The 21,958-nt window shown below is 43.3% G+C and carries 18 protein-coding genes; 9 read left to right on the top strand and 9 right to left on the bottom strand.

Annotated elements, in window-relative coordinates:
• Positions 1–49: 49 nt before the first annotated feature.
• From ACKA06_RS05775 to secA2, 3 genes are all read right to left on the bottom strand, one after another.
• Complete coding sequence (locus tag ACKA06_RS05775) at positions 50–2,185, bottom strand: 5'-nucleotidase C-terminal domain-containing protein (RefSeq protein ID WP_411159224.1); 2,136 nt, start codon at positions 2,183–2,185, stop codon at positions 50–52.
• Positions 2,186–2,391: 206 nt separating this feature from the next.
• Complete coding sequence (locus ACKA06_RS05770; RefSeq protein ID WP_411159223.1) at positions 2,392–3,294, bottom strand: accessory Sec system S-layer assembly protein; 903 nt, start codon at positions 3,292–3,294, stop codon at positions 2,392–2,394.
• 4 nt (positions 3,295–3,298) lie between these two features.
• Positions 3,299–5,653: an accessory Sec system translocase SecA2 gene (gene secA2, locus ACKA06_RS05765; protein WP_411159222.1), complete on the bottom strand. Its 2,355-nt coding sequence runs from the start codon at positions 5,651–5,653 to the stop codon at positions 3,299–3,301.
• A 358-nt stretch (positions 5,654–6,011) separates the two neighbouring features.
• Here secA2 and ACKA06_RS05760 point away from each other — a divergent pair, with 358 nt between their 5' ends.
• The gene (locus ACKA06_RS05760) at positions 6,012–7,061 is read left to right on the top strand and encodes a glycosyltransferase family 4 protein (RefSeq protein WP_411159221.1); all 1,050 of its coding nucleotides are present in this window, start codon (positions 6,012–6,014) and stop codon (positions 7,059–7,061) included.
• A 113-nt stretch (positions 7,062–7,174) separates the two neighbouring features.
• Here ACKA06_RS05760 and ACKA06_RS05755 read toward each other — a convergent pair whose 3' ends face one another.
• Together ACKA06_RS05755 and ACKA06_RS05750 are read right to left on the bottom strand one after the other, a co-directional pair.
• Positions 7,175–8,206: an LCP family protein gene (locus ACKA06_RS05755; protein ID WP_411159220.1), complete on the bottom strand. Its 1,032-nt coding sequence runs from the start codon at positions 8,204–8,206 to the stop codon at positions 7,175–7,177.
• A 229-nt stretch (positions 8,207–8,435) separates the two neighbouring features.
• The gene (locus ACKA06_RS05750) at positions 8,436–9,071 is read right to left on the bottom strand and encodes a YigZ family protein (RefSeq protein ID WP_411159219.1); all 636 of its coding nucleotides are present in this window, start codon (positions 9,069–9,071) and stop codon (positions 8,436–8,438) included.
• Positions 9,072–9,613: 542 nt separating this feature from the next.
• Between ACKA06_RS05750 and ACKA06_RS05745 the strand changes: the two genes are divergently transcribed.
• Both ACKA06_RS05745 and ACKA06_RS05740 read left to right on the top strand, forming a co-directional pair.
• Positions 9,614–10,756, top strand: a complete 1,143-nt coding sequence (locus ACKA06_RS05745; RefSeq protein ID WP_411159218.1) for a sensor histidine kinase — start codon at positions 9,614–9,616, stop codon at positions 10,754–10,756.
• Positions 10,757–10,786: 30 nt separating this feature from the next.
• A complete protein-coding gene (locus tag ACKA06_RS05740; RefSeq protein ID WP_411159217.1) occupies positions 10,787–11,464 on the top strand; it encodes a response regulator in 678 nt (225 codons plus the stop codon).
• A 296-nt stretch (positions 11,465–11,760) separates the two neighbouring features.
• Here the strand turns inward: ACKA06_RS05740 and treR are convergent, their stop codons facing one another.
• Positions 11,761–12,483 carry a trehalose operon repressor gene (treR, locus tag ACKA06_RS05735; protein WP_411159216.1) on the bottom strand — a complete coding sequence of 241 codons (723 nt, stop codon included), beginning with the start codon at positions 12,481–12,483 and terminating at the stop codon, positions 11,761–11,763.
• A 118-nt stretch (positions 12,484–12,601) separates the two neighbouring features.
• Between treR and ACKA06_RS05730 the strand changes: the two genes are divergently transcribed.
• Entirely contained in the window at positions 12,602–13,210 is a 609-nt protein-coding gene (locus ACKA06_RS05730) for a Cif family virulence factor (RefSeq protein WP_411159215.1), read from the top strand.
• 29 nt (positions 13,211–13,239) lie between these two features.
• Here ACKA06_RS05730 and ACKA06_RS05725 read toward each other — a convergent pair whose 3' ends face one another.
• From ACKA06_RS05725 to treP, 3 genes are all read right to left on the bottom strand, one after another.
• Positions 13,240–13,419: an aspartyl-phosphate phosphatase Spo0E family protein gene (locus tag ACKA06_RS05725; RefSeq protein WP_411159214.1), complete on the bottom strand. Its 180-nt coding sequence runs from the start codon at positions 13,417–13,419 to the stop codon at positions 13,240–13,242.
• 358 nt (positions 13,420–13,777) lie between these two features.
• A complete protein-coding gene (gene treC / locus ACKA06_RS05720) occupies positions 13,778–15,463 on the bottom strand; it encodes an alpha,alpha-phosphotrehalase (protein ID WP_411159213.1) in 1,686 nt (561 codons plus the stop codon).
• 360 nt (positions 15,464–15,823) lie between these two features.
• The gene (gene treP, locus ACKA06_RS05715) at positions 15,824–17,239 is read right to left on the bottom strand and encodes a PTS system trehalose-specific EIIBC component (RefSeq protein ID WP_411159212.1); all 1,416 of its coding nucleotides are present in this window, start codon (positions 17,237–17,239) and stop codon (positions 15,824–15,826) included.
• A gap of 736 nt (positions 17,240–17,975) precedes the next feature.
• On the opposite strand from treP, the gene ACKA06_RS05710 reads away from it, so the two are divergent.
• The 5 genes from ACKA06_RS05710 to ACKA06_RS05690 all read left to right on the top strand — a co-directional run bounded on the left by ACKA06_RS05710 (position 17,976) and on the right by ACKA06_RS05690 (position 21,642).
• A complete protein-coding gene (locus ACKA06_RS05710) occupies positions 17,976–18,887 on the top strand; it encodes a C40 family peptidase (RefSeq protein ID WP_411159211.1) in 912 nt (303 codons plus the stop codon).
• A gap of 220 nt (positions 18,888–19,107) precedes the next feature.
• Entirely contained in the window at positions 19,108–19,635 is a 528-nt protein-coding gene (locus ACKA06_RS05705) for a DUF6241 domain-containing protein (protein WP_411159210.1), read from the top strand.
• 120 nt (positions 19,636–19,755) lie between these two features.
• A complete protein-coding gene (locus ACKA06_RS05700) occupies positions 19,756–20,217 on the top strand; it encodes a hypothetical protein (protein WP_411159209.1) in 462 nt (153 codons plus the stop codon).
• Positions 20,218–20,289: 72 nt separating this feature from the next.
• Complete coding sequence (locus ACKA06_RS05695; protein ID WP_411159208.1) at positions 20,290–20,415, top strand: hypothetical protein; 126 nt, start codon at positions 20,290–20,292, stop codon at positions 20,413–20,415.
• Between the two features lie 324 nt (positions 20,416–20,739).
• Complete coding sequence (locus ACKA06_RS05690; protein WP_411159207.1) at positions 20,740–21,642, top strand: DMT family transporter; 903 nt, start codon at positions 20,740–20,742, stop codon at positions 21,640–21,642.
• The last annotated feature ends 316 nt before the right edge of the window (positions 21,643–21,958 follow it).

Here is a 21,958-nt window from a genome sequence, read left to right as displayed (position 1 = left end):
AAAAAGCGATGAAGCCACTAGCTTCATCGCTTTTTATATTTAGCTCAGTTTACTCAGCAGCGTTAAGGTCGACAATTCGATTTTCCACTGTTGGTTCGATTTTTTCAAGACCTTTCAGGTATTCAGCAAACATTTCAAAGTCTACATATCCTGGTTCGCTTAGGCGGCCATCTTCGTAAGCCTTCTTAAATACATCGTAATTGTCTCCGCCTTTGGCAGTGAATGTGTTTGTTGCTACGAAGTAAGAAGCATTCTCGTCAATGTCGACAAGATCTGAACCGTCTTGTACTTTCACAGTTTGTACTCTTTCTCCAGCAGGCTTGCTGCTGTCATAAGTGAAGTTTAATCCTGATACTTGAAGGAATGCACCGCTGGCAGTAGGCGCAGCACTTACAGAATGTTCGAGAGCTTCGATGATTTCTGCACCGGTTAATTCCATAATTCCAAGGGAGTTACCGAACGGCATGACCGTTAGGATTTCGCCCATTGTGATGTCGCCTTTGTCGATGGATTCACGGATACCGCCGCCGTTTTGCAGAGCGATCACAGTATCAGGGTTAATCGTTTTAGCCTTTGCAAGCATACCGTCTGTAATGAGGTTGCCAAGATTCGTTTCTTTTGTACGGACATTTTCACGGACACCATCTAGTACTACAGCAGCCTCTTTACCGATTGATTGAGTTTTGATCGCTTCAATTTGCTCTGTATATGGCTTTAACATGTCAGCTACCACAGGATCCGCTTCGAGGTCGCTTACCTTGATTAACTCGCCGGCATAACCGGTTAGTACACCATTTTCATCAAATGTCACATCAAGGGTACCAAGTGCTTTTCCGTATTCGCCGGTTTGAACCAGTACAGTTGGTTCTTCTCCATCCTCATTTAACACGGGTTCGTCAAGGGTAGTATGGCTGTGTCCTCCGACAATGACGTCGATTCCATCCACTTGTTTCGCCAGTTCCAGATCATTATCATATTGAAGGCTGTCATCATAGCCTAAGTGAGTCAATGCAATGATTTTATTAATTCCTTGATTTTCGAATTTATCGACCATTTCTGTTGCCCTTTCAATATAGTCCTGGAATTGTACTTCACCAGTACTTGAAATGAAAGGTGTTTCTTCAGTAGTCAATCCGAAGATACCTACTTTTTCACCATCTACTTCTTTTACGATGCCGTTATAAATTTCTCCATCGGCAGGATCTTCAGATACCTCAAAGTTTTGAAGACCGTCAAATGTTGAATCCTTTGTGAAGTCCACGTTCGCACTGACGAATGGGAATTCCGCTCCTTTAATGAAATCAGCCAAAGCTTTATGTCCGTCAGCACTTGCTCCTAAATCGAACTCATGATTCCCGAAAGTCATGGCATCATAGCCTAAATAGTTCATGAATTCCAAATCAGCTTGTCCAAGGAACTCATTGAAATAAAGTGTACCGGAGAAAACATCCCCAGCGTCAAGAAGAAGAGCTTCAGGATTTTCTGAGCGTACATGCTCGATGGCTGTAGCGCGTTTTGCGATATCTTGGATGTTCCCGTGAGTATCATTTGTGTGCATTACAGTTAATAAGAAATCGGATTGCTCAACCATTGCCTGATATGCTTTATGTAGGAAAATGGCAAAGTCACCGCGCTTGGCTAACGCGCTTACCCCGAATTCAGTTTCCGTTAACCCTTGAGTGATATCATTTGCCACCATCATGCTGATTGCATCTTTATAGCGGTTGTTTACATCTTCAAATGGAACTTCAACAGATCCTTCAAGCTGAAAAGCTCTTTCAATCCATAAAGCAATTTCGCCGCGGGTTACATGGCTGTCTGGATCAAAAGTAGAGCTGTTTTTCCCGTAAGCAATTTCTGCCTCTTTTAAGGCATTGACGGCACCGACTGCACGTGCTGGAACATCTTTAAATCCTGACGCCGGAGCATTCTCTGTATCTAACTCCAATACCTTGGCGATAAGGACAGCGGCATCTACACGCTTAATGGAAAGATGTGTACCAAATGTACCATCCGGGAATCCTTCTGCTCCTTTGTCAGCTAAAAATGATACTGCATCCGCATAGCGGGTTGAAACATCTGAAAAATCCTTGGAATCAGCAGAAGCTGCAGGAGCGAAAGCGCTTGCAACGATAGCTGTAGTCGTTGCAGTGGCAAGTAACTTACTGTAAGCTTTTTTGGTCATGTAACGTACTCTCCCCATAATTGATTTTTTATGACAGGCAGAAAAGGCACGGATGCCGTCGAAACCCATCATCCTAGGTCTATTATAACAGAACAACCACCAAATTCTTTCAATTTATTTCATTTTTACAAAAATTTTATATATCTTTTCAAAGACTTAAAAGAACATGAAAAAAGAAGGCAGCCAGTAAGCATGCCTTCTTTCATTTACGATTGAATGGGACGGACTGCCCATTTAGTCAGATCGGGATTCTCTTGGATGATTGAATCTTTCGAGAAAACAAATGTCCAAGGTTTGGTCGTATTTGCTTTTATTTCAAAGTTGTCCAGCTGGAATGCTGCTCTGGCAACAATCGTATTTTGAGAGTCGATAACTTCTAATGGTAACTGTTCCACCTGGACGGCCCTCGGATTACCGTTTCTAAATAGGATGGTAGTATATAAATCTCCAGTATCCATAGTTTTAGCCTGAAGTCCTAGAATGTTGAATTCCTTAGGCTTTAACGGTGGGAGATCTTCAACAATTTTTCTCAGCTTCGCTTTCTCTTCCTCAGGAAGGGATTCTTCCCATGTCTTCTCAAGGTCTAAGCTATGAGGACGCAAAGAGCTGACGTTGAACGCGAGTGACCATCCTTCTTCAAGAAGGGGTACACTATTTATAATGCTTTCTTTCTCAAAGATGAACATCCATGGTCTGCTACTGAGACCTGGCATTTCTCCCAGCTCGCTGAGATCAAATTCTTTACTCGCGATGACGGTCTCATCTTTATCCAATAGTAATAGCTCTGCTCTTTCCAATTTGATTGCTTTAGAGAGGCTGTTCCGCAGAAACGCAGTAACGTGCAAAGCATCTCCTTCATGCTCGACTTCAACACCAGCTAAAGAAATTTGGTTAGGCTTTAATTGATGCAAATCATTATTCAAGAATCGAAACACATATTCTTTTTCTTTGGGCAGATTCCAAGCAGGATGGATGGACAATTCAGTGTGAACGTCTTCGTTATCGTTAGTCTGTAATGTATCTTGAATCAGTTCCTGAGAGGAAATTGACTTGTCTCCACCGGTTTTTACAACTTCATCAGCATTTTTCTTCTTGAAAAAGGAAAACATAGGCTCACTCCGTTTCTTGTTTCATATGATTAAAGAATCCGATGCACTCATATGAGATATCTTTCTCCAGGTTATAGAACATATCCGTAAACAGCTCCAGTCCTTCTCTTCCGTAAATTCTCATCGGATCTTCCTGCTGATAAGACCTCAGGCCGATTCCTTCCTTTAAGCGGGTCATATTTTCCAGATGCTTCACCCAATGATGATCAATGTAAGTTAGCATCACTTGTGCAATGGTACGTGAAAATTTCTCCTGTTCACTTAATGAATCGACATATTCCTGAGTTCTTTTTAATTCAGGCTGGACGATCTTATCAATTTGCTTGCGGTCTTCGATTTCTGATGGTATTGAGACAGCATCTAATAAAATGTTGTTTACTACTACACTCAGAATATCTATTTGCCATTCCTCAGGTATTTGATCTTCCGGACATGTCTGTTCCAGTGTATTTGTATACGTATTGGCAATCATGCTGTTCAGGATGGGGAGAAGGCCTTCTCCTGATAAAGCTTTTTCCCTGAGATCATATAGAACATTACGCTGTTCGTTGATGACATCATCTAATTTCAGGTTATATTCCCTCATTGAATAGTTGGCGCCTTCAACAATACGTTGAGTCCGTTCGACCAATTCGTGAACAGCTTTGTTTTCTATTAGCCCGTCATTATTGGTTCTGACCTTTTTAACGAACTTCTCTAAATCATCTTTTGCAAAACGCCTGAACATATCATCTTCAATGGAGATAAAGAATTGACTGGATCCCGGATCACCCTGCCGGCCAGACCTTCCCCGCAGCTGGTTATCAATTCTTCGGCTCTCATGTTTCTCGGTTCCAAGCACATGTAAGCCGCCTAATTGATGGACCCCACTTCCAAGTATGATATCCGTTCCGCGACCGGCCATATTTGTAGCTATTGTGATCTGATCTTTTTGACCGGCTTTTGAGATTAATTCAACTTCCTGTTCGACACTCTTTGCATTCAACAATTCATATTTCAAATGGGCTTGATCGAGGATAGTGGCGACTTTTTCCGATTGTAGAATGGATGTGGTCCCTATTAAGACCGGCTGTCCTTTTCGGTGCCTGATTTTCACTTCTTCAAGTACAGCCTTATATTTATCCTCAGTGGTTCTGTACACTCTGTCCTGCATGTCCACCCGGATCTTTGGTTTATTGGTTGGGATGGTGACAACCTGCATCCCATAGACTTCCTTAAACTCTTTTAGCTCTGTTTTAGCTGTTCCGGTCATGCCGGATAAGAGGGGATACATGCGGTAATAATTCTGAATCGTGATTTGAGCCTGGGTTTTATTTTCCTCTGTAATTTCTAGGCCTTCCTTGGCTTCAATCGCCTGATGCAGGCCATCACTTAATGTCCGTCCTTCCATGGTCCTGCCGGTGAACATGTCAACGAGGAGTACCTTTCCTTCATGTACGATATAATCCACATCACGTTCAAACATGACGTGAGCCCGCACCGCCTGTATCACATAATGATACAGAGTCTGATGCTCAAGCTCATAAAGGTTGTCTACCCCAAAGGCTTTTTCTACTTTACTGATTCCGGTGTCCGTCAAGCTCGTCGCTTTTGTTTCTTCATCGAATTCATAATCCGTATCGAGGGTAAACCTTTTGGCTAATTTAGATGCTATATAATGAAGGTCTGCACTTGATTTCATTTTTCCCGCAATGATCAAAGGTGTTTTGGCTTCATCGATCAATACGCTGTCGATTTCATCGATAATGGCATAATGATAAGGCCGCTGCACTTTATCACGTGTCTGACGTGCCATGTTGTCCCGTAAAAAATCAAAGCCGAATTCGTTTCCGACCCCGTATGTAATATCCGCTTGATATGCTATTTTCTTTTTATCTGCATCCATAAGAGGGAGGTTCAATCCCACCGTCAGTCCTAAAAATTCGTGGATACGCCCGATTTGTTCTCTGTCCCGTTTGGCGAGGTATTCGTTTACCGTAATGACGTGCACCCCTTTACCTTCAAGGGCCCGCAAATAAGAGGAGAGAGAGGCGACAAGCGTCTTTCCTTCACCGGTAGCCATTTCTGAGATATTCCCTTCAGCCAGCACAAGCCCGCCTATCAATTGAACATCATAATGTCTCATTCCAAGGACACGTTTGGACGCCTCCCGAACGACTGCAAATGCCTCTGTTGTGATATCCTCAATTGATTTCCCGCTTTGAAGCTGTTCTCTGAAAAGTGAAGTCATGTGTGTTAACTGCTCATCAGAATAATCAGCAAATTTTTCTTCCAATTCATTTATCATGTCAACTTGCTTATAATATTTTTTTAATTGGCGTTGAGATTGATCTGTTGCTTTTTTTAATAGATTTAACATATGTTTTCTCTCCTTAAAAGTACCTTCTGTATATGTACGCCATCATTAGTTAATCTTATCAAAACTGAGAAAAAAAGACTACTAGGTTAAGAAATTAGTAAATTTATGCAACTTCATTGGAGGGTTTGTCGTCTATGTAATATGGGGTAAAGAAAAATGACGATTGCATTACGATTATGACTTTTAATATAATTGTAGAAAATTAGTATAGGAAACTGCAAAATGAAGTGATATAATCAACTTTGGATTTGATTACGTTATAAGGAAAACAATTGAGCACTGCAGATGGTTCAATTAGTTATAAATGACAATATGAAAAGAACAGCACTTGGATATGATAACAGTAAGGAGGTACTACATGGTTTACTTAACCTTGTTCATATGCTTTATTGCCTCGATTATTCTAACACCTCTGGTGAAGAAGCTTGCGTTTAAAATCGGAGCCACAGATCAACCAAATCAACGAAAAGTCCATCAAAAAATCATGCCTCGACTCGGAGGTTTAGCCATATTCTTAAGTTTTATGATTGGAGTTATTATCCTACAACCTGAGAACATTTATGCAATGTCGATTTTAGCCGGTGCGGTGATCATCGTGCTGACAGGTGTACTGGATGACATGATTGAGCTTTCAGCGAAAGTGAAGCTCCTTGGTCAAATCATCGCGGCGCTGCTTGTCGTCGTCTGGGGAGGAGCCCAGGTTGAGTTCATCAACTTGCCTTTTGGTGGTCATATCGAATTCGGTTTTATGAGCATTCCGCTGACGATTGTGTGGATTGTCGGGGTCACAAACGCCATAAATTTAATTGATGGCCTTGATGGCTTGGCTGCCGGGGTATCTTCCATTGCCCTCATCACCATTGCCGGAATGGCGGTCATCATGGGCGACACATTCGTAGCCGTGATGGCAGCGATCCTTTTAGTAAGTACACTAGGATTCCTGTTCTATAATTTCCATCCAGCAAAGATTTTCATGGGGGATACAGGAGCATTATTTTTAGGATACATGATATCGGTACTTGCACTGCTTGGATTCAAAAACATTACGGTCGTATCGCTGATCATCCCTGTCATCATCCTTGGGGTTCCAATCTCGGATACGTTTTATGCGATCATCAGACGCTTTCTCAATAAGCAGCCTTTATCGGCACCGGATAAATCGCATTTGCACCATTGTTTACTTAGAATGGGATATTCCCATAAGCAAACGGTCTTAATCATTTATGCGATAGCGGCTATGTTTGGCCTAGCTGCCCTTATTTTCTCACAGGCGACAGTATGGGGATCCCTGATCTTCGTTGCAGCGTTATTGCTGGCCATTCAGTTCTTTGTTGAAAGTATCGGACTTATTGGAACGGAACACCGTCCATTAATGAAAATCATGAAAACAAAACGGAATAACAGTTAATGAATAAAGAATCGGGTTCAGACTTATTGAACCCGATTCTTTTATTTAGTATGTATTTATTAAGGGGGAATATGCTATACATAGACGAACTCACCTAAAAAAGACAGCCTGAATCATTCCAGGCTGTCTGTGTTATCTTCTTGGGAAGAATCCATTGAGAAATCTTCTTTAAGGTCTAAATGTTCTTTTAGCTTTTCACTTGTCTCATCGACACTTTCTTCATCAAGTGACCAGTAATACGTACCGTCAATGTAATCATCTGCCCCTGCCAAGGACAAGGTATCCAATTGAAGTTTACCGCTTAATCCATAGCTGGTCAGAGCCTTCATTTCATCAAATGTCATATTGGTTTCCATGTTGCTTCCTATAGCCTCTATAATATCATCATACTTAGAGATGGAATTAGCGGAAACAGCTTTCTTCATGATGGCTTTAAGAATTTCCTGCTGACGTTTACCACGTTCGATATCATTATCAAGTTTTCTGGTACGTGCAAGGGCCAGTGCCTCTTCGCCATTCAGTTTTTGCTTGCCGGGTTTTAAGTGGATGGCGTTCGTTTTATCTTCCGCATCTTTTTCATAGAACTCATAAGGGACTTCCACATTGATGCCGTTCAATGCATCGATGACATCCATGAAGGCGTAAAAATTCATTTTGACATAATAGTCGACAGGGATGTCCAGCGTTTCTTCCACTGTTTCGATTGTTGCTTTCGGTCCGCCGAAATAATGAGCATGGTTTATTTTTGTTTCATAACCGACTTCGGGTATGTATACGTAGGAATCACGAGGGATACTGACAAGTTTAACGGTTTTCTCTTTCTCATTCAGGGTAGCGAGCATGAGGGCGTCGGATCTTGTCTTTCCTCCGTAATTGCGGGTGTCACTTTCATCTACACCAATAAAGAGGATGGATACGTTATCGACTTCCGGATTGACTTCTTTTTCACGTTTATCCGACTTTTCACGTCCATCGAGGTTTGTGTATGAGTTTGAAAAAACAGTTTCTGCTTTCTTATATAAGAAAGCCCCATACCCCGCCACGGAAAAGGCAATCAAAATCATGGGAATGACCAAAAAGAACAATATACGTTTTCTTCGCTTCTTTTTTCTCATTTCCCTCCTGTAGTGTCTATCAATCGACATATACTTTATCCTCTCCCTTAAAACTTGTTAGTAAAATGAAATAAACTCACTGGTATTTACTATCTTATGGACAATTTATGTAGTCCTAGTATCCCGAAAAAACTACAAAATACAACAAACCTTATTTTACTATGTAAACCAAACCCCGTAAAATGAAATTTTCATTACAAACACTTCAGTGGAGGGAGGGACGGGCCTTTAGTTTGCTAAAGGCCCGTCCCTTACTGCGTTACTTGACTAAAGTCTCCAGGTATTCCACTTCGCCTTGGGTGATTTCTCCCTGGCCGTTGGTGAGTTCTGTCATCCAATCGGAAAATTGATCCTTTGCAGCTTCTTCTACGTAAACTTCGACTTCCACCGCTTCGAGATAATGAATTTCTTTCAATTGATAGTGGGACGAACGTACTTCATTTTCGACCTTGCCGAGCCACGTGTAATCAATCTTCGTCTTCATGATCCGCATCAGTTTTCTTTCAACGATCCCGGTTGCGTTCAGTCCTTCTGATGTCGATTTGCCATAAGCACGGATAAGCCCGCCTGCACCCAGTTTGATACCCCCGAAATAACGGGTTACCACCACCACTGTGTCTTTCAGGTCACGCTTTTTCAACACTTCAAGCATCGGTACACCTGCAGTGCCGCTTGGTTCCCCGTCATCATTAGCCTTTTGGATCAGGTTATTTTCCCCGATCATGTAAGCAGAGCAGTTATGATTTGCATCCCAGTGTTTTTTCTTTATGTCGGCAATAAATGCCTGCGCTTCTTCTTCGGTTTCCGCACGGTTCACATACGCAATGAAGCGTGACCGTTCGATATTGATTTCATTTTGCCCGTATCCTTTAACGGTATTATAGCGATGTAACAAATTTCATTCTCCTCCCAATAAAGATGTTTAACGTATATTTGAAAAGGGTATATATCTTAGGTTTTATTTCACTTACTACTATAAAGTACATAGAGCAAAAATGCACAGATTCTGAAAGTTCGACAAGGTAATAAATGGTTCTACATGAAATAATGGTAATACAATGTAACGAAACTTTAATCTCCGACAATATATGACATGGTATAATTGACGCTGAACATACAACTTTTTGTATCCCTAACGGACGTTCGTAGGTGAATGGTCGGTTGTCGGTCAGGAAGTGCGGCTTCCAGTGGGAAATCAAGAAAACCCTTATAAATTAGGGATGCGAAGAATTATGCCTAGATGAATAAAGGAAATTGATGATATTTCATTGAATTTCTAATAGGTATATTTTATAAATAAGATTATAGGTAGTTGGACATGCAAGCACTTTCAACAGCCGGAAAAAATAATCGATTTTTATTATAGAAGAATAGTACCTGTAAACAACCATTCTTTCTGGGTAGTAACGAATCGTAGAACCAAAAGAGGGGTGCACCGTGTCACTAAAAAAAATCAACACCAAGCTGCTGGATGTCATTCTTGAAAAGATGGTAGATACGGTCGACCAGAGCAAGGATGAAATCTTTCAGATCGGTGAACAATGCCGAAATGACTTTGAAGATTTAAACAGAGAATTAACGGAAGTAAAGGAAATGGTGGTTAAGGTCATCGATGAAGGTGACGAATTGACCCGTAAATCAAGACTTGCAAGACTGAGACTTTCCGAGGTAAGTAAACATTTTCAGACCTATTCGGAAGACCAGGTAAGGGAAGCGTATGAAGCAGCCCATGACCTTCAAATGAAACTGTCTATGAACCGCCAGCTCGAAAAACAGCTGAGGGACCGGCGCGATGAGCTGCAAAGACGTTTGCAGTCATTGGGCGATACAATTGATCGTGCCGAACATTTATGCACTCAGATCTCCGTCGTGCTTAATTACCTCAATAGCGATCTGAGACAAGTAAATGAGGCTCTTGAAGATGCCAAGCAGCGTCAGGACTTTGGATTGCAGATCATCGAGGCGCAGGAAGAAGAACGGAAGCGTCTGTCCCGTGAAATCCACGACGGACCTGCGCAGATGATGGCCAATGTCCTAATGCGTTCTGATCTGATCGATCGTGTTTACAGGGAAAAAGGATCCGATGAAGCCATCAAGGAGATACGGGACTTAAAGAAGATGGTCCGGTCTGCCCTTTATGAGGTGCGCCGCATTATCTACGATCTCAGGCCGATGGCACTCGATGACCTCGGGTTGATCCCGACCCTCAGAAAGTACTTAAGCACAATCGAAGAATATAACCATAAAACAAGCATCCAATTTGTGAATATCGGCCTGGATATCAGGCTCCCTTCTAAATACGAAGTCGCCTTGTTCCGATTGGTGCAGGAATGTGTACAGAATGCGTTGAAACATGCTGAATCGACACATATCCAAGTGAAAGTGGAAGTAAAGAAAGACAAGATAACAGTTGTCGTAAAAGACAACGGCAGAGGATTCGATATAGAAACACAGAAAACAGGATCCTTTGGCATCATGGGGATGAAAGAACGTGTCGACCTTCTCGAAGGAGACATCACGATTGACTCTAAAATAGGGGCAGGAACAGTTGTATTAATCCAAGTTCCGCTCAATAAATAATTTTTTCGAAGGATTAGGGAGGCGAATGACATGGCAACAAACATTGTTATCATTGACGATCACCAGTTATTCAGAGAAGGAGTTAAACGCATTCTTGAATTTGAACCTTCTTTCAACGTAGTGGCAGAGGGGGATGACGGTTCAGAAGCGATGAACCTTGTACAATCCCACGAGCCTGATGTCGTATTGATGGACATCAACATGCCGGAAACGAACGGTGTGGAAGCAACTCGCGAATTGATGGACAAGTATCCGGAAACAAAAGTCATCATCTTATCCATCCACGATGATGAGAACTATGTGAACCATGCATTGAAGACAGGTGCGCTTGGATATCTGTTGAAGGAAATGGATTCAGAAGCGTTGATTGATGCAGTCAAGGTGGTTGCTGAAGGCGGATCTTATGTGCACCCTAAAGTAACTCATAACCTTGTAGCAGAGTACAAGCGTCTTGCAAATGCGCAAAACGCAGGTGGATTCCAGCAATCCGAAGTTCGCCGCCCGCTTCATTTACTAACACGCCGTGAATGTGAAGTACTGCAGATGCTTGCTGACGGAAAGAGTAACCGCGGTATTGGAGAAGCACTATATATCAGTGAAAAGACGGTTAAAAACCATGTGAGTAACATTCTTCAGAAGATGAATGTTAATGATCGTACTCAGGCTGTTGTTACGGCGATTAAGAATGGTTGGGTTGAGGTTCGATAAAAAGGATACAGGAAGTGTAATTTGTTGTTAGGAAAGCAGCCTTTTAATGGAAAAGGGCTGTTTTTCTTTAGGGGGGTGAAGTGGAATACAGGGCTGATTTGTGATACTTGGTGCCAGGCACAGAATCATTGATTTGTTGTGCCAGGAACAATATGGCCGGATTGTTCCTGGCACAATATCGCCTAATTGTTCCTGGCACCGAGAGCAGGGTAAGGACGCAGGAGGTGAAGTACCAAGTACAAAAACTCTATGAACCAGGTACACAAAAATCCATCCTCTTAAAAGGAGTGGATGCATTAATGCTTCCGCCGCGCAAAATCCACAAACCTGAACTTATCCAGCCTGTGCCGTGACTCCGTGTATTCAAACAGTTTGGCATCCTTCAAATGCACATAATTCTTTACAACCACCACATGATCATAGTCATCCAGATCTAGATACCGGCGGTCCTCATCCGTGCATTCCTCAACAACAATTTCCTTTTTGGCAAAATCAATCGGCAGTTCCAACTCGTTCTCCAGATACTCATATATTGAGTTTTCGCATGTTTCCTTTGTAAGCAATGGGACCTCCGCTTTTAAAAAGTAGGACTTGTCCAGGATGATGCGTTCGCCTTGGATACGGCGGGAACGGACTACATTCCATATCTCGGTGTTGTATGCCACTTCAAAAATAGAAGAAAGACTGCTGCCTGCTTTCAAAAGGCCGAATTCATGAACCGTGGTTTCGATATCATCCCGACCCATGGAAGACTGAAGCTCTTTAAAGCTAACAAGTCCTGAAATCGGGAAATTCATGCGGGAGACATCCAATACGAGAGAGCCTTTACCGCGGAGTTTTTGAATAAGACCTTTTTGCGCAAGGAGCGTAAGCGCTTTCCTTATTGTCTCGCGAGAAGTCGAGTATAACACGGTCAGCTCATTCTCTGAGGGAAGGATGGTATTTGTCTTGTATGTACCGTTTTGTATTTTTTCGGATAGATCTTCGAAGATTTGTTTGTATTTATTGCTTTTCGTCATAAGTATCACCTTCTATTATTTTACCATAATGTAGGCTGGAAATGAGATTCAACTTGAGTGTTTCGAATATTTTCAATAGAATGGAGATAGCGCAAATTTTAGAAAAGGGTGAAGAGTATTGTCGACACAACATTGGAAGAAAATCATGCTGGGTATTGGAATGAGTACGGTGTTACTGGCTGCCTGCGGCGGCGAGGACGAAGCGAAGGAAGAAAAGAAAGATACTGAAGAGGTTCAGAAAGAGGATCCTAAGAAAGACCCTGCAACGGATGAGGCGGCATCGCTTCAACAAATGACACAGGTGGTTGAAGATGCGGGCGCGCTGAAAGAAGCGGAGAATATACCGGCAGAAGAGAAAACGGCGATTACTGATGCCTTTAATCAATATATCGATGCGTTCAATGAAGAGGATTTCGATTCTTATATGAGCGTGATTTCGAAGACGCCTGTGAACTTCAAGTATGAAGATGAAGAGCGCTATGTGAAGCAAATCTTTGATTCAGTTGATTCAAAGCGTACTGTGGAAAATATGAAAATCATCAACTTTGCCGGTAAGAAAGCAGACGTGTATGCTGAAATTACGGCTACAACGAAGGATCCAAACAGTGATAAAGAAGTTACCCGTTCCGGCAAGCAGGTGACTGTGTTCCATAAGAAGGATGACGGCTGGAAGGTAGCGGCTATTTTCTTCTTGGCTAGTGAAGGGGATAAAGAGAAAGAAGAATAAGAAAACAGCCTGCGGTTGAATCCCGCAGGCTATTTTTTATGTATAGAGGTTTTTTGTTCAGTATAAACGTTGAACAATTCATCAAGTTCCTGACTCAGTCTGATGGTTACCGGATGGGTGAAGCCGTTGACAAGAGCGAAGGATTGGAGTTCGGAGCGCTTTTTTTCCATTTCGTACATGATGTTTTGCAGTTTGTTGGCGGTTTGCATGGAATCCCTCCTCTTGTGGTTGTGTCTATATTATGACATATTTCTCGGGAAATGTGTCGAAATTGCTAATATTTGTTTTACAGTTTTTTGTAGTGGTTATTTTTAGATACAGCTTTAATGCCGCTTTTGATTTCCGTGAAAGACTTCGCTTTCCGCGGGTAGCCCGTGAGCCTCCTCGTCACTTCGTTCCTGCGGGGTCTCACATCAGCTACTTTTCCCGCAGGAGTCTTCGTCTTTCACTACAATCAAAAGCTGGATAGGCCCCAAAATCAACCATCACATTTCTATGGAGAGTGAAAACAACCAACCCAACGACACCATCAAAAAAGGTACCCGCTAAATGCAGGTACCCTTGATGTTATTTGGTTAAACGGAATGTTACGGATTCGTATGGGCGCAGTGTGATGTTGTTGTATCGGTTTGGTGTATCGCTGTAGTTTGAGGTTAGGATTTCGCTTGTCCAGCCTTCGATATTCACCTCTGATGGGAGGGTGAAGGTTGTTTCTTTTCCGTAGAAATTGTTCACTACGAGCAGTTTTTCTCCTTCGCCGTTTCGTACGTATGCGAAGATTTCCGGGTGATCTTCCAGGATCAGCTGGTAGTCGCCGTCGACGATGATGCTGTATTCTTTGCGCAGGCGGTTAAGTTTCTGATAGTGGTAGAAGACAGAGTTTTCGTCTGACAGGGCGTTTTCTACGTTAATTTCTTTGTAGTTCTTTGCCACCGGAATCCAAGGTGTGCCTGATGTGAATCCGCTGTTTTCCTCTCCGTTCCACTGGACGGGTGTCCTTGAGTTGTCGCGTGATTTGTGGCGGAGGATCTCCAGGATTTCTTCTTCTGACTTGCCTTCTTCTTTTAAAATATTGAAGATATTGATCGATTCAACATCGCGATATTCATCGATGCTTGTGAATTTCGGGTTGGTCATCCCAATTTCTTCACCTTGATAGATGTAAGGCGTACCCTGCATCATATGAATCGTTGTCGCGAGCATCTTCGCAGATTCGTTGCGATAATTACCGTCGTTACCGTATCGTGACACGATACGCGGCTGATCGTGGTTGCACCAGAATAATGCGTTCCAACCGCCGCCTTTGTGCATTGCACTCTGCCATGTCGACAAGATCTCTTTTAACTTCAGAAAATCAAAGTCAGCCACCGACCATTTCTCACCGTTCGGATAATCCACTTTGAGGTGGTGGAAGTTGAACGTCATGCTGAGTTCGTTGCGGTCAGGGTTTGAATACTTAATACAGTTATCAATAGTCGTTGAAGACATTTCCCCGACAGTCATAATGTCATATTGAGAGAAGACTTCTTTATTCATCTCCTGCATGTACTCATGTACCTTCGGGCCGTCTGTGTAAAACTTGCGTCCGTCACCAGGTGCCACGGAGCCATCATCGTCCGGGAAATCCTGATCCTTGGAGATAAGGTTGATGACGTCCAGGCGGAAGCCGTCGACGCCTTTTTTCAGCCAGAAGTGCATCATGTCGTATAGTTTTTTGCGGACTTCATCGTTTTCCCAGTTCAAATCAGCTTGTGTGACGTCAAACAGGTGAAGATAGTACTGACCGGTTTCTTCATCGTACTGCCATGCATTGCCGCCGAATTTTGACTGCCAGTTGGTCGGTTCCGATCCGTCAGGCTTTCCGTCTTTCCAGATGTAGAAGTCACGGTATTCGTTGTCTTTTGACTTGCGTGATTCGATGAACCACTGGTTTTCGGTTGATGTATGGTTGATGACGATGTCCATGATGATTTTGATGTCGCGCTTGTGGGCTTCTTCGAGCAGCTCATCGAAGTCTTCCATGGTACCGTATTCGTCATGGATGTTGAAGTAGTCGCTGATGTCGTAGCCGTTGTCGCGCTGGGGGGATTTGTAGATGGGTGTGAGCCAGACGACGTCGATGCCGAGTTCTTTCAGGTAGTCGAGTTTTTGTGTGATTCCTTTGATGTCGCCTACGCCGTTGCCGGTCGTGTCGTTGAAGCTTTTCGGGTAGATTTGATAGACGACGGAGTTTTTCCACCATGGTTGTTTCATTTTGATTCGCACCTTTCATAACTTAGTTTGAAGTACTAATACCGCTTTTGATTTCCGTGGGAGACTACGCTTTCCGCGGGTAGCCCGTGAGCCTCCTCGTCACTTCGTTCCTGCGGGGTCTCACATAAGCTACTTTTCCCGCAGGAGTCTTCGTCTCCCACTACAATCAAAAGCTGGATTGAGCTTTAATGCTGTCATTTTACAAATGGAGGAGGAGACACTACAAAAAAGTGTCGTCCACATCAATACCTTTTTATAAATATAAAAAAAGAGGGAGGACCAACCACTGCTGATCGGTCTCGTCCCCCTCATTTTAACTTGTATATACAAGTTCGTCTACTGTTATCTATTTTGATTAATTTAAACTGGTTTGTTTTTGCTGAATTTAGACCAAATCATTGTCAGTACGAACGGTACGACTATTGCGATCAGCATACCGATTGCGAATGGTAACCAGTATTCTGCTTTGATGGAGAGGATGCCTGGGAGACCGCCGACCCCGATGGAGAAGGCTGTTGTCTTGGTCATGGCCAGGAGCACTCCGCCGATGGCTGAACCGATCAGTGCAGAGATGAACGGATATTTGTATCGAAGGTTGACCCCGAACATAGCCGGTTCTGTGATACCGAGATACGCTGAGATCGCTGATGTACCAGCGAGACCGCGCAGTTTTTCGTTTTCTTTCTTGGCTACGAACATCATGGCAAGTGCTGCTGAACCTTGAGCGATGTTTGACAGTGCAAGGATCGGCCATAGGAATGTGCCGCCTGCATTTGAGACCAATTGAAGGTCGACCGCAAGGAATGTATGGTGCATCCCTGTGATAACCATGACAGCGTAGAGACCGCCGTATAATAATCCGCCTAACCAAGATACATGGTCGAATACCCAGATGACGCCGTCAGTCAGCATATTACCGATGAAAAATGTTACAGGACCGATCAGGATGAATGCTGCGAAACCAGTGATTAGAAGTGCTACTGGTGCTACTACTAACAGCTTGATTGAATCATGGACCCGTTTATCGAGGAACTGCTCGATTTTAGCGAGTAATAATGATGCGAAAAGAATCGGAAGTACCTGTCCCTGGTAACCAATTTTATCGATTTCAAGTCCAAACAGATTCCAAGTCGGGATTTCATCGGCTTTACCGTAATCCCATGCGTTCATTAAGTCAGGATGTACTAAGATAAGACCTAAAACAATACCGAGCAGCGGACTTCCGCCGAACCGTTTAACGGCCGACCAACCGATCAACCCGGGCAGGAACACGAAGGCCGTATTGGCAATCAGGTTGATGATGCTTGTCAGATCAGCCCATTGCGGGTGAACATCAATGACTGATTTTCCATCATAAAAAATATCAGGACCTGTCAAGATATTGTTCAGACCCATCAACAAACCGGCCGTTACGATCGCGGGCAGGATCGGAATGAAGATGTCAGCAAGCGTCTTGATGGCACGCTGCAGCGGGTTTAGGTTCTGAGTCGCTGCATCTTTGACATCTTGTTTGGATGCCTGCTCGATGCCTGTTTCTTCTGCCAAGATTTGATACGCTTTATTGACCAGACCTTGCCCAATGACGACCTGGAACTGTCCGTTTGAGGAGAAGGATCCTTTTACGATATCGATCTCTTCCAAACGTTCCTTGTCTACTTTCTTTTCGTCCTTCAACACGAGTCGAAGGCGTGTCACGCAGTGAGTGGCTGTCTGGATATTGTCCTTACCGCCAATCGCTTCGATGATTTCGCGAACGGATTCTCTGCTTACGCTCATGAAATTCCCTCCCTGGTTTATGGCAGGTGACAGGCACCTCCCGATTATTGTAGAAAGCTGTCATGTACCCGCTTACATTTCTATTAATGGAATTCCCCTAAATAGTTTGTGAAAAACGTCCTAAAATATGCTATTTGAAGCTTTTTTGCTCTTTCTTTGCTTTGGCAATAAAGCCGCTATTGATTTCCGTGGAAGACTTCGCTTTCCGCGGGTAGCCCGTGAGCCTCCTCGACTTTGCCTACGGGGTCTCACATAAGCTACTCTTCCCGCAGGAGTCTGCGTCTTCCACTCCAATCAACCGCTGGGAAAGGACCCATGAGGAAAACAATTCAAATAGCATATATAACGCTTACAAACATTAGGGGTCTTGTTGTATATACAAGATATAATTATATTCTATTCATGTATATACAAGTTGTCAATGAAAAAAGCTAGCGTTTTCAAAATAAGGCTGGGAATGTGAAATCTGCATTATGTGTAAGAAGGTTTTTCCATTAAACAGGTCAAATTTCCTTATCTGCGGGGGAATGCATACTTTCTTGGAGTATGAGAGAAAGCTTTCTATATCAATGTGAAATTGGAATTGTAAATAGAACCATAAATTACTAAATACCTTAACAATAGGTCTGGGAGGTAACTTCTGGGCAATTACCCGATAAGTCCTATTAAACTATGAATCTCCTTCTTTCATAATGGAAAAGCATGAAAAAATTACATGAAGAAGGAGAAATATCTTTTGAAGAAATCGATTATTGCTGTTACAACTGCTGCTTTGGTCTCGTCACTTGCTGTTACATCTGTTGATGCTGCCTCCTATCGCGTTCAATCCGGTGATACCCTGTCTGGGATCGCTTATAAATATGATACATCCGTCTCGAATATCAAGAATTGGAACGACCTTACTTCAGATATGATTTATGTGAATCAGGTGTTGGAGGTTTCCGCATCGACATCTACTTCAGCCAAAACGTACACTGTCCAGTCTGGAGATTATCTCTCTAAAATCGGCCAGAAGTTCGATGTATATGTAGCCGAGCTGAAAAAGTGGAACAACCTTTCAAGCGATGTCATTTATCCTGGACAAGTCCTTAAGGTTTCTGCGTCAACTACAACAACTCAGCCTGCACCAACATCAGGCACATATACGGTTCAATCCGGCGATACACTATCCCATATCGCTGTGCGATACGCTGTCAGCGTTTCTCAGATCAAGTCCTGGAACGAGCTGACTTCCAACACGATCTATGTTGGTCAGAAACTGTCCATCGGTACTGCCAAAGTAGCCGGAAGCCCATCCTCAAATGTAGTGGATGAGGCAAAAAAGCATATTGGAACTCCTTACGCATGGGGAGGGACCACGCCGAGCGGTTTTGACTGCAGCGGGTTCATCTACTACGTATTCAATCAGGCAGGAGAGAGCATATCGCGTACCAATACGGAAGGATATTACAGTAAATCGACTGCCATCTCCAACCCGCAGCCGGGTGATTTAGTCTTCTTTAAAAACACATACAAATCAGGTATCAGCCATATGGGCATCTTCCTTGGAAACGGTGAATTCATCCACGCTTCCGACAGCGGTGTAACAGTTTCCAAATTGAGCAATACTTATTGGTCACCGAGATTTGCGGGATATCGAGCATTTTAAATTTAAGTGAGAATAGTAAAAAGCAGGGTCGAGCAACACTCGAACCCTGCTTTTTTTACTTTATCAGGTTAAAGGCCTGTCCTTTATCAGGTTAAAGGCCTGTCCTTTATCAGGATAAAGGCCGGGCCTTTGCTCTGATAAAACCATTTCAGGAAGGGTTTTTGTTCCCTTTCTCGAATTAATTAAATTAATAGATATGGAGAGTGAGGGGGATGAGATGATGAATAAACTGTGGGTCGGAGTGATAGGTGCAGTCCTTTTATTAACGGCAATGGGTGTCTATTTTATAGCGAGCCTTGATCAACCGGGTGAGAAAGTAGAATCGGTAGATAATATTGAAGAAACAACCGGTGAATCTGCTTCAGTCACAAGGACCTCCGGAGAATCATCTGCTGAAAACCCTTTCGGAGAAGACGTCAAGACCCCTTTGAGTGAAAAATTGATGCAGCAATACATACACGCGATGAGCCACCAAAAAGTTGCTGCAAAGGAAAAATGGTCCTTTTTTGAAATAACGGACGAACGGCTTGCTTTTTTACAAAATCAGCTAGAAGTCCAGCAATATAAAAATGAAACCCTTTATGCAGACATTCTTTCTAGTTGGCAGAGTGGGGATTTCTCCAACGCCGTCAGCCAGCATAATGCGATTTGGAACCTGCAGGATGGATCCATCGGGGAAGCCACCGGGTTATTATCCCCGAAAGAGGAGGAAGCATTTAAGCAGGATTGGGGGAAAGAAACCAGATAGCTCAATACCTTGACATACTTAACCTCCTGACCACGGAGGTTTTTTCTTTTGTTTTCTCCTTACATACATAAGGGTAGTCCATCATAAAAATGAGTATACGTAAGAGACAGGGGTGGACCTATGAGGCGAAGGAGAAGTCCGGTTCCTCTTATTTTGATGGGTATCGGTATCATACTATTCATTGGTTTGATAACCACATTGACTGGAAGAGAAGAAGTGAAGTCTCCTGAACAGGTCATCGAAGAATTTTATAAATACGAACAAAAAGGCGATTTCGGCAACTCATGGGAGCTCTTTCATTCACAAATGAAGAAGAAATTCGATAAATCCTCCTATATCCAAACGAAGAACCATGTCTTTCTCGGCCATATGGGGGTTGAAACGTTTAAGGTGAAAATCGGGGAAATAAAGAAAATGAAACATTTCACTTTCAGTAAGGAGGGACCTAAATTCCAGGACGTAAGATCTGCAGAAGTAAATTTAGTGTTTGACAGTCAGTTCGGGGCGCTGACAATCAGCCAGGTTTGCTATGCTGCTCAAGAAAAAGGGGAATGGAAAATTTTGTGGAGTTATGATTTTTAATTTCTAGGTTTTAGAAAAGATCCCAGGGGTAAGTAGAAACTAATTAACCATTTTCAAAAGGAGGGCTAGGCTGTGTCCCTATTATACGTGAAGGCCCGCGAAATGATGGAATTCGATGCAAAAGTCCAGCAGTCTCAAAACACGAACATCCGCCTCTTCCGTAAACCGAAGCCAGCACCCGTACAAAAAAACAAATAAAACCCCCTATACGAACATTCTGGCAGTCTGACTATGTTAGGCTGTTTTTTCTTGTTTTCTTTTTATAAGAGATAGGATAGGATTAAAGGATAAATGTTATAACATCTATTTAACTATTAAATTGTACACTTTACGCCGCAATTGATTTCCGTGCAAGACTTCGCTTTCCGCGGGCGGTTGGTGAGCCTCCTCATCGCTAAAGCTCCTGCGGGGTTCCACCTAACTCGCTTTTCCCGCAGGAGTCTTCGCCTTGCACTCCAATCAATTGCTGGATTGAGCAAACACCAACTTTCCACACATTAATAAAGAGAGAAGGGAATTCACATGGCACGCCTATACACTGCCCTAATCGGACTCAGCCTCATCTGGGGCATGTCCTTCGTCTTCATTAAATGGCTGATCGAACCAGCCGGCGTCTGGGGGACGGTCTTCCTTCGCTGCATTGCGGGGGCGCTTGTCCTGCTGCCGATTTTTTTCATCCAAAGAAGGAAAGAGGAGAGGAAGCCCCTTCCGGTATGGAAACTGATCGTGGTAGGAATCGGGAATGCGGCCCTGCCGTGGACGCTGATTGCACTGAGCGAAACGCAGATTAACAGCAACACCGCGTCGATCCTGAACGCAACGACCCCGATCTGGACCGGGCTCATCGGATTCCTGCTGTTCTCAGCCGTACTGACAAGCTTTCAGTGGATTGGCATCCTCGTCGGTTTCTTCGGCATCCTGGTATTGATGAACTTTGAAGTGAGCGGGATCTTCAGCTCTGATTTCGTCGGAGTGGGGACGATGATCCTTGCAACCGTGAGCTATGCGTTTTCTTCTCATTTCACAAAAAAATACCTGGCCGGTACGTCTGTCGTGACAATCTCCACTTTTCAGCTGCTCATCGGTGCGGCGATTGGCTTCGTAGGCATGCTGGTGACCCAGCCAATTAATGTTGGCGGCCTGTTAACCGGGGAAGCATTACTTGGTATCATCGGCCTTGGCTGCTTCGGATCGGGAATAGCCACGTTGTTGTATTTTTACATTATGACCAACGGGAGCCCTGAGTTCGCCTCGACGGTTACATACCTGATCCCGGGAACGGCGATGATCTGGGGATTTTTGCTGCTGGGGGAACCGGTCACGCATAACCTGATCCTCGGCCTTCTCATCATTTTTGCAGGGGTATTTTTATCATCCCGGAAGTCGAAAAAAACGATCGCTTCCCTTACGGTGGGGACGCGGTGAGAATTTAAACAAACGTTTGATTAAGAAAGGGAAGCCTTGGTGCATCAAGGTTTCCCGATGTTAAACAAACGTTTAATTAATTTCTCCAACCCTTTATCCTGTCTGCCACTTCACTCTCTCTATCTCACATAAAGCTATTCAAAAATCCCTCAGTTTAGTATAATAGAACTAGTGAATTGAGACTTACTCCTCGGCTAAACCTATCATTATTCTGCTAAAATATAAATCAACTACTAATTTTTCTATCATGTACATCAACATATTCATTTTCTGACCGCGGCGGCCCCATAGTGAATGCATTATGGATTTTTTGTCA

Source organism: Rossellomorea oryzaecorticis, from assembly GCF_045897515.1.
Taxonomy (GTDB): domain Bacteria; phylum Bacillota; class Bacilli; order Bacillales; family Bacillaceae_B; genus Rossellomorea; species Rossellomorea enclensis.
Note: the sequence above shows the minus strand (reverse complement) of the source record. Positions and strands in the feature narration are given on the sequence as shown.